At 73.9% G+C, this 13,746-nt stretch carries 12 protein-coding genes and 1 pseudogene; 7 read left to right on the forward strand and 6 right to left on the reverse strand.

Features of this window, described 5'->3' with window-relative positions:
- Positions 1-83 precede the first annotated feature (83 nt).
- From ctaD to ACI79T_RS07220, 3 genes are all read right to left on the reverse strand, one after another.
- A complete protein-coding gene (gene ctaD / locus ACI79T_RS07210; protein ID WP_456609367.1) occupies positions 84-1,793 on the reverse strand; it encodes an aa3-type cytochrome oxidase subunit I in 1,710 nt (569 codons plus the stop codon).
- 111 nt (positions 1,794-1,904) lie between these two features.
- Entirely contained in the window at positions 1,905-2,753 is an 849-nt protein-coding gene (locus ACI79T_RS07215; RefSeq protein WP_456609368.1) for a putative RNA methyltransferase, read from the reverse strand.
- Positions 2,754-2,758: 5 nt separating this feature from the next.
- Positions 2,759-3,268 carry a metallophosphoesterase family protein gene (locus ACI79T_RS07220; protein ID WP_456609369.1) on the reverse strand — a complete coding sequence of 170 codons (510 nt, stop codon included), beginning with the start codon at positions 3,266-3,268 and terminating at the stop codon, positions 2,759-2,761.
- A 76-nt stretch (positions 3,269-3,344) separates the two neighbouring features.
- On the opposite strand from ACI79T_RS07220, the gene ACI79T_RS07225 reads away from it, so the two are divergent.
- On the forward strand, positions 3,345-4,943 hold the full coding sequence (locus tag ACI79T_RS07225) for an MFS transporter (RefSeq protein WP_456609370.1): 1,599 nt from the start codon (positions 3,345-3,347) through the stop codon (positions 4,941-4,943).
- Between the two features lie 59 nt (positions 4,944-5,002).
- Here the strand turns inward: ACI79T_RS07225 and ACI79T_RS07230 are convergent, their stop codons facing one another.
- From ACI79T_RS07230 to ACI79T_RS07240, 3 genes are all read right to left on the reverse strand, one after another.
- A complete protein-coding gene (locus ACI79T_RS07230; RefSeq protein WP_456609371.1) occupies positions 5,003-5,995 on the reverse strand; it encodes a cytochrome c oxidase assembly protein in 993 nt (330 codons plus the stop codon).
- An 82-nt stretch (positions 5,996-6,077) separates the two neighbouring features.
- Complete coding sequence (locus ACI79T_RS07235) at positions 6,078-7,031, reverse strand: cation diffusion facilitator family transporter (RefSeq protein ID WP_456609372.1); 954 nt, start codon at positions 7,029-7,031, stop codon at positions 6,078-6,080.
- Positions 7,032-7,106: 75 nt separating this feature from the next.
- Positions 7,107-8,810 (reverse strand): M23 family metallopeptidase, encoded by a 1,704-nt coding sequence (locus tag ACI79T_RS07240; protein ID WP_456609373.1) that lies wholly within the window; start codon positions 8,808-8,810, stop codon positions 7,107-7,109.
- A gap of 276 nt (positions 8,811-9,086) precedes the next feature.
- On the opposite strand from ACI79T_RS07240, the gene ACI79T_RS07245 reads away from it, so the two are divergent.
- The 6 genes and pseudogenes from ACI79T_RS07245 to ACI79T_RS07270 all read left to right on the forward strand — a co-directional run bounded on the left by ACI79T_RS07245 (position 9,087) and on the right by ACI79T_RS07270 (position 13,728).
- Positions 9,087-10,268, forward strand: a complete 1,182-nt coding sequence (locus ACI79T_RS07245) for a zinc-dependent alcohol dehydrogenase (RefSeq protein ID WP_456609374.1) — start codon at positions 9,087-9,089, stop codon at positions 10,266-10,268.
- Between the two features lie 78 nt (positions 10,269-10,346).
- Positions 10,347-11,240 (forward strand): oxidoreductase, encoded by an 894-nt coding sequence (locus ACI79T_RS07250; RefSeq protein ID WP_456609375.1) that lies wholly within the window; start codon positions 10,347-10,349, stop codon positions 11,238-11,240.
- An 82-nt stretch (positions 11,241-11,322) separates the two neighbouring features.
- On the forward strand, positions 11,323-11,463 hold the full coding sequence (locus ACI79T_RS07255; protein WP_456609376.1) for a hypothetical protein: 141 nt from the start codon (positions 11,323-11,325) through the stop codon (positions 11,461-11,463).
- A gap of 27 nt (positions 11,464-11,490) precedes the next feature.
- Positions 11,491-11,886, forward strand: a complete 396-nt coding sequence (locus ACI79T_RS07260; RefSeq protein WP_456609377.1) for a Fur family transcriptional regulator — start codon at positions 11,491-11,493, stop codon at positions 11,884-11,886.
- A gap of 108 nt (positions 11,887-11,994) precedes the next feature.
- Positions 11,995-13,001, forward strand: a pseudogene (locus ACI79T_RS07265) (permease).
- 16 nt (positions 13,002-13,017) lie between these two features.
- Complete coding sequence (locus ACI79T_RS07270) at positions 13,018-13,728, forward strand: TIGR03943 family putative permease subunit (protein ID WP_456609378.1); 711 nt, start codon at positions 13,018-13,020, stop codon at positions 13,726-13,728.
- Positions 13,729-13,746 lie beyond the last annotated feature (18 nt).

Consider the following 13,746-nt stretch of genomic DNA (forward strand, 5'->3'; position numbering starts at 1 on the left):
TCGTGCCGTACCCGGGACGACGAACCGGAGAGGCCCAGAACCATGACGGTTCTGGGCCTCTCCGGTGCGACGATCGCCGGTGATCAGGTCGGGTCGGGGTCCTTGGGGCCCTGACGCGGGCCGCTGTCGCCGACCAGCTCGCTGACGCCGCCGTACGGCTCGTGCCGCTTGCCGGCGTGCGCCTCGGCCTGCAGCCGCTCGGCGAGGTGCGGGTAGTGCGCCTCGAACGCCGGGCGCTCGGAGCGGATCCGCGGGATCTCCACGAAGTTGTGCCGCGGCGGCGGCGAGGAGGTGGCCCACTCGAGGCTGTTGCCGGCGCCCCACGGGTCGTCGCGCAGGGCGAGCTGGCCGTACTTCCAGGACTTCACCACGTTGTAGAGGAACGGGATGACCGAGGCGCCGAGGATGAAGGACCCGATCGTGGAGACCGTGTTCAGGGTCGTGAAGGCGTCGGTGTCCAGGTAGTCGACGTACCGGCGCGGCATGCCCGTGTTCCCCAGCCAGTGCTGGACCAGGAACGTGGCGTGGAAGCCGATGAAGGTCAGCCAGAACTGCAGCTTCCCCAGTCGCTCGTCCATCATCCGGCCGCACATCTTGGGGAACCAGAAGTAGATGCCGGCGTAGGCGGCGAATACCACGGTGCCGAAGACGACGTAGTGGAAGTGCGCGACGACGAAGTAGCTGTCGTTGACGTGCCAGTCCAGCGGCGGGCTGGCCAGCAGCACGCCGGTCAGCCCACCCAGCAGGAAGGTGACCATGAACCCGATCGAGAACAGCATCGGCGTCTCGAAGGTCATCTGGCCGCGCCACATGGTGCCGATCCAGTTGAAGAACTTGATCCCGGTCGGCACGGCGATCAGGTAGGTCAGGAAGGCGAAGAAGGGCAGCAGCACCGCACCGGTGGCGAACATGTGGTGCGCCCAGACCGCCAGCGACAGCGCACCGATCGACACGGTGGCGAAGACCATGCCCTTGTAGCCGAACAGCGGCTTGCGGGCGAAGACCGGGATGATCTCGGTGACGATGCCGAAGAACGGCAGCGCGATGATGTAGACCTCGGGGTGGCCGAAGAACCAGAACAGGTGCTGCCACAGCATCGGACCGCCGTTCTCGTCCGAGAAGATGCGGGCGCCCAGGTTGCGGTCGGCCAGCATGCCCATGATCGCGGCGGTGAGGATCGGGAACGCCAGCAGGACCAGGACGCTGGTGACCAGCGTGTTCCAGGTGAAGATCGGCATCCGGAACATCGTCATGCCCGGTGCACGCAGGCAGACGATCGTGGTGATGAAGTTGACGCCACCCAGGATGGTGCCCAGACCGCTGACAGCCAGGCCGACGAACCACATGTTCGCGCCGGCGCCCGGGGAGTTCACCACGTTCGACAGCGGGGCGTAGGCGTACCAGCCGAAGTCGGCCGCGCCGCCCGGCGTCAGGAAGCCCGACACCGCGATGAGGCTGCCGAAGAAGAACAGCCAGAACGAGAGGGCGTTCAGCCGCGGGAACGCGACGTCGGGAGCGCCGATCTGCAGCGGCATGATGAGGTTCGAGAACGCGAAGAACAGCGGCGTCGCGAACATCAGCAGCATGACCGTGCCGTGCATCGTGAGCAGCTGGTTGTACTGCTCCGGCGACAGGAACTGCAGACCCGGCCGCGCCAGCTCGCCACGCATCAGCATGGCCATCAACCCGCCGGCGATGAAGTACGCGAACGACGTGACCAGGTACATCAGGCCGATGGTCTTGTGGTCGGTCGTCCGCAGCAGGTTGGACAGCCGCGAACCCTTCTCCGCCACGTGAGCCGGACTCGGCCGACTCACGATGGGCGCCGGTGCAATCGTCACGGCTCGCAGCTTAGACCGTGCCGCGCGGCACCTCAGGGCGGGCGGGTCGGCGCGCCGGGCGGATCACCGGACCCGCCGGTAGGTGGCGACGTCGACCGCGATCGTGACCTGCACGTCGACCGGGAGACGCGCCAGCGAGGCCCCCAACCCGGCGGGGGTGAGGTGCCGCGCATGGGGTCCCATGCCCACCAGCGTCGCCACCGCGGCGTGGTCCAGGCGCAGGGTCCGCCGGAGGCTCGACGCGGCCTCGCGCACCAGGTGCGGCTCCAGCGTCGCGCTGAGCCGACCGGCCTTGCCGGGGTCCACCCGCAGCAGGCCGAGCGGCCCGACGATCTCGGTCAGGTGGTCCGGCCCCGGCGTCACGACGACCAGCCGCCCCTCCGGGCGGAGCACCCGGGCGATCTCCGGGCCGTTGCGCGGCGCGAAGACCACGAGCACCCGGTCGACGGCGGCGTCCCGCACCGGCAGCCGCGCCCACGTGTCGGCGACCACCGCGACGGCGCGCGGGTGCGCCCGCGCCGCCCGGCGCGCGGCGTAGCGACTCGCGTCCAGCACGACCCCGACCGCGTCGGGGAGCGCGTCCAGCAGCCGGGCCAGGTGGTGGCCGGTGCCACCGCCGAGGTCGAGCAGGGTCGCCGGCTCCCCCGGTGCGGTCACCGCCTCGGCCAGGGCGGAGGAGACCGCGTCGTAGTGACCGGCCGAGAGGAAGGCCACCCGGTCGGCGACCATCTCGGCCGAGTCGCCGGTCGCCGGCCGGCGCCCCGGTGGCAGCAGCGTGACGTGCCCCTGGCGGGCGCGGTCGACGGCGTGCCCGGCGGCACAGCGCAGGCCGGCGTCCCCGGGCCCGGCGGCGAGCGGCGCGGCGCAGACCGGGCAGGCCAGCAGCGCGACGGCACGGGGGTCCAACGGCATGGAGCTCACCGGCGGGGTGGCACCGCGTGGAAGGTCACGTCCCGCAGCCGCCCGTCGTCGGCGACCGCGGTGACGTACGTGCCGGCGGGCTGGCGGCGCCGGTCCGTGGGAGACCCCGGGTTGAGCAGCCGCAGACCGGACGGGGCGGTGGTGTCCCACGGGATGTGGCTGTGCCCGAAGACCAGCACGTCGACGTCGGGGAACCGCGCGGCGCACCGCGCCTCGCGCCCCTTCGCGTCGCCGGTCTCGTGGACGACGGCGAAGCGGATGCCCTCGATCTCGGCGCGGGTCACCTCCGGCAGTCGCTCGCGCAGCGCCCCGTGGTCGTTGTTGCCGTGCACGGCGACCAGGCGGCGCGCCCGCTGCTCCAGCTCGTCGAGGAGGGCGACGTCCACCCAGTCACCGGCGTGCACCACCACGTCGGCGGAATCGATCGCCGACCACAGGCCGAGAGGTAGGTCACGCGCGCGCTTGGGGACGTGCGTATCTGCGGTGAACACCAGCGAAACAGGCACGACGACATCGTTGCAGGCCGCTACGTTCTCTCCCGGCCGGCGATCCGGCCCGCTCCGCACGACCCGAGGACTTCCCGTGACCGAACCCCTCCCCTCTCCTGCCGCGACCGGCGCGACGACCTCCGCCGACGAGCCCTACGAGAAGCGCTGGCTGGCGCTCGGCGTCATCGCGATGACCGTCCTGCTGGTCATCCTCGACGCGACGATCGTCAACATCGCCCTCCCGGCGGTCACCACCGACCTCGGCATCAGCGCCGCCAGCCAGCAGTGGATCGTCACCGCCTACACCCTCACCTTCGGCGGCTTCCTGCTCCTCGGCGGCCGGATCGCCGACTTCTGGGGCCGCAAGCGCACCTACCTCGTCGGTGCGGCCGGCTTCGCCGTCGCCTCCGCCCTGGGCGGCCTGGCGCAGAACGAGGCGATGCTCTTCGGCGCCCGCGCGCTGCAGGGGGTGTTCGGCGCACTGCTGGCCCCGGCGTCGCTCGCGCTGCTGACCGTGCTGTTCACCGACCCCAGGGAGCGGGCCAAGGCGTTCGGCGTCTACGGCGCCATCGCCGGCGGCGGCTCGGCCGTCGGGCTGCTGCTGGGCGGCGTCCTCACCGAGTACGCCGACTGGCGCTGGTGCTTCTGGGTGAACCTGCCGGTCGCGCTGCTCGCCATCGTGCTCGCGATCCCGATCGTGCCCGAGAGCAAGGCCCCAGGTGACACCAGCTACGACATCCCCGGCGCGGTGCTGATCACGCTGGGGCTCGCGTCGATCGTCTACGGCTTCACCCGCGTCGCCGAGGCCTCGCAGACCAACGCGGCGGAGGCCGCCGCCGCGAACGCCGAGGCGGCGGCCCGGGGGGCGACCTCGCTGGTGCGGCCGGACAGCGGCTGGACCGACGGCCTCGCGTGGCTGTTCATCGTCACCGGTCTCGTGCTGGTGGCGCTGTTCGTCGTCCTGGAGCTGCGCACCCGCAACCCGCTGCTACCCATGCGCATCGTCCTGGACCGCAACCGCGGCGGGGCCTACCTCACCTCGACGCTGGTCGGCGCCGGGCTCATCGGGGCGTTCTTCTTCCTGAGCCTGTACTTCCAGCAGGTGCTGGACTACGAGCCGGTGGTGGCGGGGCTCGCCTCCCTGCCCACCACCCTCGGCGTCTTCATCTCCGCCGGCGCGTCCAGCGCCCTGCTGCCGCGGGTGGGCCCGCGGCCGCTGATGATCCTGGGCGGCCTGCTGGCCGCCGCGGGGTTGTTCACCCTGTCGTTCGTCGGCCTGGACACCGGGTTCTGGCAGCTGCCGTTCCCCGGCCAGCTGCTGCTGGGCCTCGGTCTCGGGTTCACGTTCGTGCCGCTGTCCAACCTGGCGCTGGTCGGCGCCGGGCAGCACGACGCCGGCGCGGCGAGCGCGATGCTGAACGCCACGCAGCAGGTGGGTGCCTCGATCGGGACCGCGGTGCTGGCCTCGCTCTCGGTGGCCGCGATCAGCGCCTACACCGCCGATGCGCTCGCCTCGGGGGCCGACCCGCGGGACCCGGCGCTCGGCCTCACCGCCCAGGTGGAGGGGTACACCACCGCGTTCACGTGGGCGGCCGCGCTGCTCGTGCTCGGCGCGCTCGTCTCCGCCCTGGTCATCAAGGCGACCAAGGAGGACCTCCCGGCCGAGGGCGACGCCGTCGTCCACGTGGGGTAGTCCCTCGCCGCGGATCCGGCGGGAGGCCGGCGGCCTCCCGCCGAATCCGCACCGGGAGCTCAGCGGAGGTCGGGCACCGTTCCCGGCGTGGTCCGGGAGGACGACGCGGCGAGGGTCCGCAGCCGGGCGTTGTAGGCCTCGAGCTCCGCATCCCCGTCGCGGTCGGCGGCGCGGTCGAGCGTGCGGGCCCGCCGGTCGTCGGACCGGGCCCAGGAGAAGAAGACGACGGCGAGGACGAGCACGGTGGGCAGTTCGCCGAAGGCCCAGACGATGCCGCCGGCCACGCCCTGGTCGGTGAGCGGGTCGATGCCCCACCCGGCCGGCGGCTCGGCGAACGTGTCGACCACCAGCGACCCGGCCATCATGATCGCGACGCCGAAGAAGGCGTGGAACGGCACCGGCAGGAACAGCTCCAGCATCCGGCCGGGATGGCTCAGCGTCCGCGGCCACGGGTCCTGGGCGACGACCGGGCCGAAGAACAGCAGCCCGGTGACGACGAAGTGGGCCAGCATGAACTGGTGCCCGGCCGGGTTCGACATCAGCGCGTCGAACAGCGGCGTGAAGTAGACGCCGTAGAGGCTGGCGATGAACAGCGGCACGGTGAACAGCGGGTGCGCCACGAACCGCGCGAAGCGGCTGTGCAGCGCCTCCAGCAGCAGCGCCCGGGGCGCACCGGCCGGTCCGCGCCCGCGCGGCAGCGTGCGCAGCGCGAGGGTGACCGGAGCGGCGAGGAGCAGCAGCAGCGGCGTGATGAGGGACAGCACCATGTGCTGGGTCATGTGGATGCTGAAGAGCACCATGCTGTAGCCGTTGAACCAGGTCCCGGTGACCGCGAACAGCGAGGCGGTGCCGCCGATCCAGGCCAGGGTGCGCCACCACGGCCAGGCCACGCCGGACCGGCGCAGCCGGATCACCGCGGCGAGGTAGACGACCAGCCCGACGATGCTGAGCACCGCGAGGACCGACCAGCCCTCCAGGTGCGGCAGGAACATCCGCCCCCAGGTCGGCGGGTCCTCGGGCACCCACATGCCCGAGTGGTGCCCGTGCTCCACCGCGATCTCCTCCTGCCGTCCGATCCTGCAGCTCCACTGTCCCACCCGGGCGAAGCGCCCGGCCGGGAAGGAGGGCGACCTCTCAGTCGTGCACGGGCGCCTCGTGCGTGGCGTGCGCCGCCGCCTCCAGCTGGAAGGTGCAGTGCTCCATGTCGAAGTGGTCCCCCAGGCACGCGCAGAGCGCGTCGAGCACCCGGCCGCCGTGACCGGCGGCCAGCGCCTCGTCGGTGACGACGACGTGGGCGGAGAGCACGGGCAGGCCGGAGGTGATCGTCCAGGCGTGCAGGTCGTGCACGCCGAGGACGCCGTCGACGGCGACGATGTGCGCCCGCACCTCGGCCAGGTCCACCCCCCGGGGCGCCGCCTCCAGCAGGACGTCCAGGGCGTCCCGCAGCAGGTGCCAGGCACGGGGCAGGACCAGGCAGCCGATGACCAGTGAGGCGACGGTGTCGGCGGGGGTCCAGCCGGTGGTGGCGATGACCACGGCGGCGACGATGACCGCGACCGATCCGAGCGCGTCGGCGAGCACCTCGAGGTAAGCCCCCCGGATGTTCAGGGACTCGCCGCGGCCCCGGTGCAGCACCGCGAGACCGATCAGGTTCACGGCCAGCCCGACCACCGCGATGGCGAGCATCAGGCCCGAGCCCACCTCCGGCGGGTCGCCGATCCGCCGGACCGCCTCGACGAGCACGTAGCCGGCGACGCCGAGGAGCAGCACGCCGTTGGCGACGGCTGCGAGGATCTCCGCCCGCTGCCAGCCGAAGGTGCGCCGTCCGCGGGCGGGCCGCTGCGCCAGCGTCACCGCGCCCAGCGCGAGCGCGATCCCGGCGGCGTCGGTGGCCATGTGCCCGGCGTCGGCCAGCAGGGCGAGCGACCCGGAGAGCACCGCCCCGACGACCTCGGCGCCGAGCACCCCGACCGTGAGCACCAGGACCACGGCGAGCCGGCGGCGCTGCGGCCCCGCTGCCGTTCCCGCCCCGTGCGCGTGGCCGTGCCCCATGACGGTGGTCTCCCCTGCCCCTCTCCGGACGGACACCGGCAGTCTCCCCCATGCACGACGCCCCCCGCCGGACCGGTCCGGTGGAGGGCGTCGTCGCGGTGGTGCCGCCGATCAGACGTCGAGGCCGCGCTCCCGCAGCCACGGGAGCGGGTCGATCCGCTGCCCGTCGATGCCGCCGACGTGCACCTCGAAGTGCAGGTGCGGGCCGGTCGACTGGCCCCGGTTGCCGAGCAGGGCGATGGTGTCGCCCGCGCGGACGATCTGGCCCGGCTCGACCAGGATCTCGTCCATGTGCCCGTAGACGGTGACGTCGCCGTTGTCGTGCTGGATGTACACGGCCAGGCCGAAGCCGCTCGCGGCCCCTGCCTCCAGCACGACGCCGTCCATCACGGCGTACTCCGGGGTCCGCATCGGGGCGGCGAAGTCGATGCCGGCGTGCAACGTGCCCCACCGGGCGCCGAAGCCGCTGGTGATCCGCGCTCCGGCGACGGGGAGGACCGCCTGCGGGCGGGCCGCCTCGGCGGCGATGCGCGCGGCCTCCTCGGCGGCGAGCCGGTCGGCCTCCGCCTGGGCGTCGGCGGCGGCGGTCCGCTCGGCGTCGCGCACGTTGCGGCTGACCACCATCTCGCGGAGCCGCGAGGTGTCCTCCTCGTCGACGACCTCCGTCGCGGCGGCCCCCTCGGCGATGCCCAGCTGCGCGGCCACGCTGACCGAGTGGCTGACCGTGCGGGTCTCCACGGTGGCCGGCTCGCCGACCGCGGCACCGCTCACGCCGAGCGCGCCGACCAGGACGGCGGCGAGGTAGAACGCGGAACGCCGTCGCCCCGACGGCGGCCGGGGGGTCAGCAGCCCGCGGCGCCCACCGGCCACGGCGGCGACGACACCGGCGGAGTCGGCGGCCTCGGGATCCGGGCGGTCCGCCTGCGTCACGTCGGCGGGCACCGGCTCGACCGACACGGCCGCCGGCGGCGGTGCCGCGGGGACGTCCTTCACCACGACGACGGCCTCGGGGGCGGCGGACGGCGCCTGGACCAGCGCGGCGACGTCGGTGACCGGGGCGAGCGCACCCAGGTCGACGGCGGACCGCTTGTACGGGGTCGGCCGACGGCGGACCGGGGCCGCGTCGGCCGCGACCTTGGCGGCAATCGCGCGCACGACGGCGGCGCGCACACCGGGCAGCGGGCCGGCGGCCGGCATCTCGGCGCGGTGCCTGCCCCCGGAGTGGACCTGCGGCCGGCGCGGCGCGGCCGTGGACTTCGCGGCCGCGGACTTCGCGGCCGCGGACTTCGCGGCCGTGGACTTCGCGGCCGTGGACTTCGCGGCCGTGGACTTCGCGGCCGTGGACTTCGCGGCCGTGGACTTCGCGGCCGTGGACTTCGCGGCCGTGGACTTCGCGGCCGTGGACTTCGCGGCCGCGGACTCGGCGGCGACGAGCTCGGGCGCCGCGGCCTTCTTCGCCGCAGCGGCGGTGCGTGCGGCGGTGGCCGCCTTGCGGGTCGCGGCGCGAGCCGTGGCGGCCTTCGCGGTCGCGGCCCGGGCGGTCGTGGCGGCCGTCGCGCCGGCGGCCTTCGCCGTGGTGGCGCGGGCGGCCTTGGCGCGGGCCGCCAGGGTGCCGGCGGCGCGTGCCGCGGCAGGACGGGTGGTCGGGTCGGTGGTCCGGCGGTCCCCGGCCGGCTGCGCCTTCCCCTGGCGCTGCGACGGAACCGTGGACCCGGCCTTCCCCTCGACGTCCCCACGGGTGGAGCGGGACGCGGCGGGCGCCGTGGCCGGCGCCGCGCCCTCCTCGAGGAGGCGGTCGTGGTGGAGCGAACTCATGCACCTGACTTCCGTCGGCGGACATTGCGGAGCGGCTCCCGGGGAGAGGAGCGGGGCCCATGTAAACACGGCGTGATGGGTTCGTGATCTGAGAAGCGGGGTACTGACCTGCAGTTCTGTGAACCGGGTCACCAGGCTTCACGACTGTCGTTCACCTCACCGTGAGGGCGGTTTTACGCAGCGTGACAGGCACGCCGTAAATGGTTGAGAGTGGCGCGATCCGGCTCACGAAGGGGCAGAAGCCCCTGATCACCAGCCCGATCGAGGAGATTTCGCATGCGCGCAGTGACCTGGCACGGACGAGCAGACGTCCGGGTGGACACCGTTCCGGACCCCACCATCCAGGACCAGACGGACGTCATCGTCGAGATCACGTCGAGCGGCATCTGCGGGTCCGACCTCCACCTCATCGAGGTGCTGGCGCCCTTCATGACCGTCGGCGACATCATGGGCCACGAGCCGATGGGCATCGTGCGCGAGGTCGGCCGCGACGTCACCGCCGTCAAGCCCGGCGACCGCGTCGTCGTGCCCTTCAACGTCTCCTGCAACACCTGCTGGACGTGCGCGCAGGGACTGCACTCCCAGTGCGAGACGACGCAGAACCGTGAGCAGGGCATGGGTGCGTCGCTGTTCGGCTACACGAAGCTCTACGGCCAGGTGCCCGGCGGCCAGGCCGAGTACCTCCGGGTCCCCTTCGGCAACACGCTGCCGATCAAGGTGCCCGACGCCCCGCTCGACGACCGGTTCGTCTACCTCTCCGACGTGCTGCCCACCGCGTGGCAGGCGGTCCAGTACGCCGGCATCCCCGAGGGCGGCAGCGTGCTGGTGCTGGGCCTCGGCCCGATCGGCGACATGGCCACCCGCATCGCCAAGCACCTGGGCGCCGGGCAGGTCATCGCCTCCGACGTCGTTCCCGAGCGGCTGGCCCGGGCGCGCCGCAACGGCATCACCGTCATCGACTCGACCGACCAGGCCGAGGTCGTCGCGCGGGTGCGCGACCTCACCGACGGGCGGGGCCCCGACGCGGTGATCGACGCCGTCGGCATGGAGGCGCACGGCTCCCCGCTGGCCTCCCTCGCGCAGAAGGCGACGGCGATCGTCCCCGACGCCATCATGGAGCGGGTCATGACGGTCGCGGGCATCGACCGACTGGCGGCGCTGAACACCGCCATCGAGGCCGTCCGCCGCGGCGGCACCATCTCGCTCTCCGGCGTCTACGGCGGCGCCACCGACCCACTGCCCCTGATGCGCATGTTCGACAAGCAGATCCAGCTGCGCATGGGCCAGGCCAACGTCTGGCGCTGGGTCCCCGACATCCTGCCGCTGCTCCTGGAAGGTGACCCGCTGGGCGTCGACGAGTTCGCCACCCACCGCGTGCCGCTCGAGCAGGCGCCCGAGGCCTACGCGAACTTCCGCGAGAAGAAGGACGGCGCCGTCAAGGTGCTGCTCCAGCCGTGACGCCGGGCCGGGCGGGGAGGGCGAGATCCCTCCCCGCCCGGCCGCGCATGGCCGCCCGGCAGCGGGTAGGGCAGAGCCATGACGATCCCCACCGCCGAGAATTCCGGCACCTACCGCCTGGGTGACCGCGAGGTCCACCGCCTGGGCTACGGGGCCATGCAGCTGGCCGGTCCGCACGTGATGGGCCCGCCGGCCGACCGGGACGCCGCCGTCGCCGTGCTCCGCCGCGCGGTCGAGCTCGGCGTCGACCACATCGACACCAGCGACTACTACGGCCCGACCGTCGTCAACGAGCTGATCCGCGAGGCCCTGCACCCCTACCCCGAGAACCTGATCATCGTCACCAAGGTGGGCGCCCGCCGGGACGCGGACGGCGGCTGGCCCGAGGCCCTGGACCCCGACGACCTGCGGCGCGCCGTCCAGGAGAACATCGACCACCTCGGCGTCGAGGCGCTCGACGTGGTGAACCTGCGCATGCCCGGGTTCGCCGAGCCGGTGCAGCGCTCGCTCGCCGAGCCGTTCGAGGCGCTGGCCGCGTTGCAGCAGGAGGGGCTCGTCCGCCACCTCGGCATCAGCAACGTGACGCCGCAGATGTTCGCCGAGGCCCGGTCGATCGCCCCGGTGGCGTGCGTGCAGAACCACTACAACCTGGTGCACCGGGCGGACGACCCGCTGATCGACGCCCTGGCCCGCGAGGGCATCCCCTACACGCCCTTCTTCCCGCTCGGCGGGTTCAGCCCGCTGGAATCCGCCGCCCTGGAGACGGTCGCCCGCCGTCTGGAGACCTCGCCGATGCAGGTCGCGCTGGCCTGGCTGCTGGCCCGCTCCCCGAACCTGCTGCTCATCCCGGGCACCTCCTCGATCGCCCACCTCGAGGAGAACCTGCAGGCGGGCGCGCGCGTGCTGGGGCCGGCCGAGCTGGACGAGCTGGACCGCATCGGCGGCACCGGCGGACCGGTCGTCGACCTCTGACGAGGGCCCTGGTCCGGACGGTCGCCGGGCGCGCGGGCTTCCGGCCGGTGGGGCTCATGGCCTACGAGGCCCAGGTCGCCGGGTGCCCGACGCCCTGCCGGGCCGGCCGCCGCGCGGGGCCGGCGAGCCCGCCGAGCACGTCGGCGTCCTGCACGCCCTGGCCGGCGAGCGGCTGACCGGCGCGCTCCCCACCTACCGGGGTGAGGGCCGCCCGTTCGGCTGAGCCGTCGCCCGGCCCTGCCGTGCCACGATGGAGTCCGTGACCCGTCCCACCCCGCAGCGCGACGCCATCCGGACGCTCTTCGCCGACCTGGAGGGTTTCCACAGCGCCCAGGACGTGTACGCCCGCCTCCGGGCCGCCGGTGGCCGGGTCGGGCTCTCCACCGTCTACCGCGCGGTGCAGTCGCTGGCCGACGACGGGGAGCTCGACTCCATCCGCACCGACACCGGCGAGGCGCTCTACCGCCGGTGCAGCAGCCAGCACCACCACCACCTGGTCTGCCGCGACTGCGGCCGCACCGTGGAGGTCGCCGGCCCGGCCGTCGAGCGCTGGGCCGACGAGGTGGCCGGCGAGCACGGGTTCGCCGACCTCAGCCACGCCCTCGAGATCTTCGGCACCTGCGCCGCCTGCCGCGCCGCCGGCTGATCCCGGCCGCGCACCGGACACACCCCCGGCGCACACCCCCGGCGTCCGGCGGCTGTGACAGGGTCTCCGGCTGGAACGCGAACCGTTCCCGGCAGGGAGGAGGGGACCATGTCGAGCGCACCGCCGACGACGGCCCCCCACCCCGAGGCGCGGGACGCCCCCCGCGGGGGCACGCGCTCCGGCGACGCCCTGCTCGCCGTCCTCGCGGCGATCGCCGTCCTGCACTTCCTGCGGCCGGCCGTGTTCGACCAGCCCGCCGTCCAGGCGTGGTCCACGGTGTTCGTGGCCGTGTGCCTGCAGGCCCTGCCGTTCCTGGTCCTGGGCGTGCTGCTGTCGGCCGCGATCAGCACCTTCGTGCCGGCGTCCTTCTTCGCCCACGTGCTGCCCGGCCGACCGGCGGCGGCGGTGCCGGTCGCCGGGCTGGCCGGTGCGGTGCTCCCGGGCTGCGAGTGCGCCTCGGTGCCGGTGGCCGGCGGCCTGATCCGGCGGGGCGTCGCACCGGCGGCCGCACTGGCGTCCTGCTCTCCGCCCCGGCCATCAACCCGGTCGTGCTCGTGGCCACCGCCGTGGCGTTCCCGGGCCAGCCGGAGATGGTCCTCGCCCGCTTCCTCGCCTCCGCGCTCGTGGCGCTGGTGATGGGGTGGCTGTGGGCCTCGTTCGGCCGGCCCGGCTGGCTCCGGCTCCGCGAGGGCCACGTCCCCGCCGCGGGCGAGAGCCGGGCGGAGTCCTTCCGCGCCGCCGTCCAGCACGACCTGCTGCACGCGGGCGGGTTCCTCGTCGTCGGCGGCCTGACCGCCGCGACGCTCACCACCGTCGTCCCCCGGGCCTGGCTCGACGCGGTGGCCGGCTCCCCCGTCCTCGCCGTGCTGGTGCTGGCCGCGCTCGCCGTCGTCCTGGCGGTGTGCTCCGAGGCCGACGCGTTCGTCGCCGCGAGCATGGTCGGGTTCTCCCCCACCGCGCGGCTGGTCTTCCTCGTCGTCGGGCCGGCGGTCGACGTCAAGCTGATCGCCCTGCAGGCCGGCACCTTCGGCCCACGGTTCGCCGCCCGATTCGCGCCCGTCACCCTCGTAGTCGCCGTGCTGGCCGCGGTCGGCGTCGGCGCCGTCCTGCTGTGAGGCCGCCGTGGACCGGGTGACCCAGCACGTCGTCCTGCTGCTCCTCGGCGCCTTCGTGCTGCAGGTGGCGCTGACCGACGCGCACCTGGCCTACGTCCGGGCCGGGTTCCGGCCGTTCCTGCTGATCGCGGCGGGCGTGCTCCTGGTGGTCGGGCTGCTCGGCCTCCTCCGGTGGTGGCGCGCCCGCCGCGCGACCGCCGACGACATGCACGCGCACGGGCACCACGCGCCGCCGGTCTCGTGGCTGCTGCTCCTGCCGGCCGTGGTGCTCGCGCTCGTGGCCCCGCCGGCGTTGGGGGCGTTCACGGTCACCCGGCAGTCCCAGCCCGCGGATCTGCCGGCCGGCGCCGCCGCCGACATGGGGCCGGACGACCCGGGGCAGGACCACGTGACCGTCCCGGTGAACACCTACCGCCTGGCGGCCCTGGGGGACGACGCCTCGACCCTCGAGGGCCGCCGCATCAGGCTGACCGGCTTCGTCACCCCGCGGCAGGGCGGCGGCTGGTACGTGAGCCGGATCGCCATCGCCTGCTGCGCCGCCGACGCCGTCGGCATCACGGTCGTCGTGGACGGCGCGCGGGGCGACCTCGCCGTCGACCAGTGGGTCGAGGTGATCGGCACCTGGGCGCTGCCGGCGCGGCACCCCGCCGGCGACTACCCGGAGGCGGTCATCGACCCGGTGTCGGTCCGGCCGATCGACCCGCCCGCGGACACCTACGAGGACTGAGCTGCCCCGGCGGCGGTG

The sequence above is a fragment of the Blastococcus sp. SYSU DS0619 genome, from assembly GCF_054051035.1.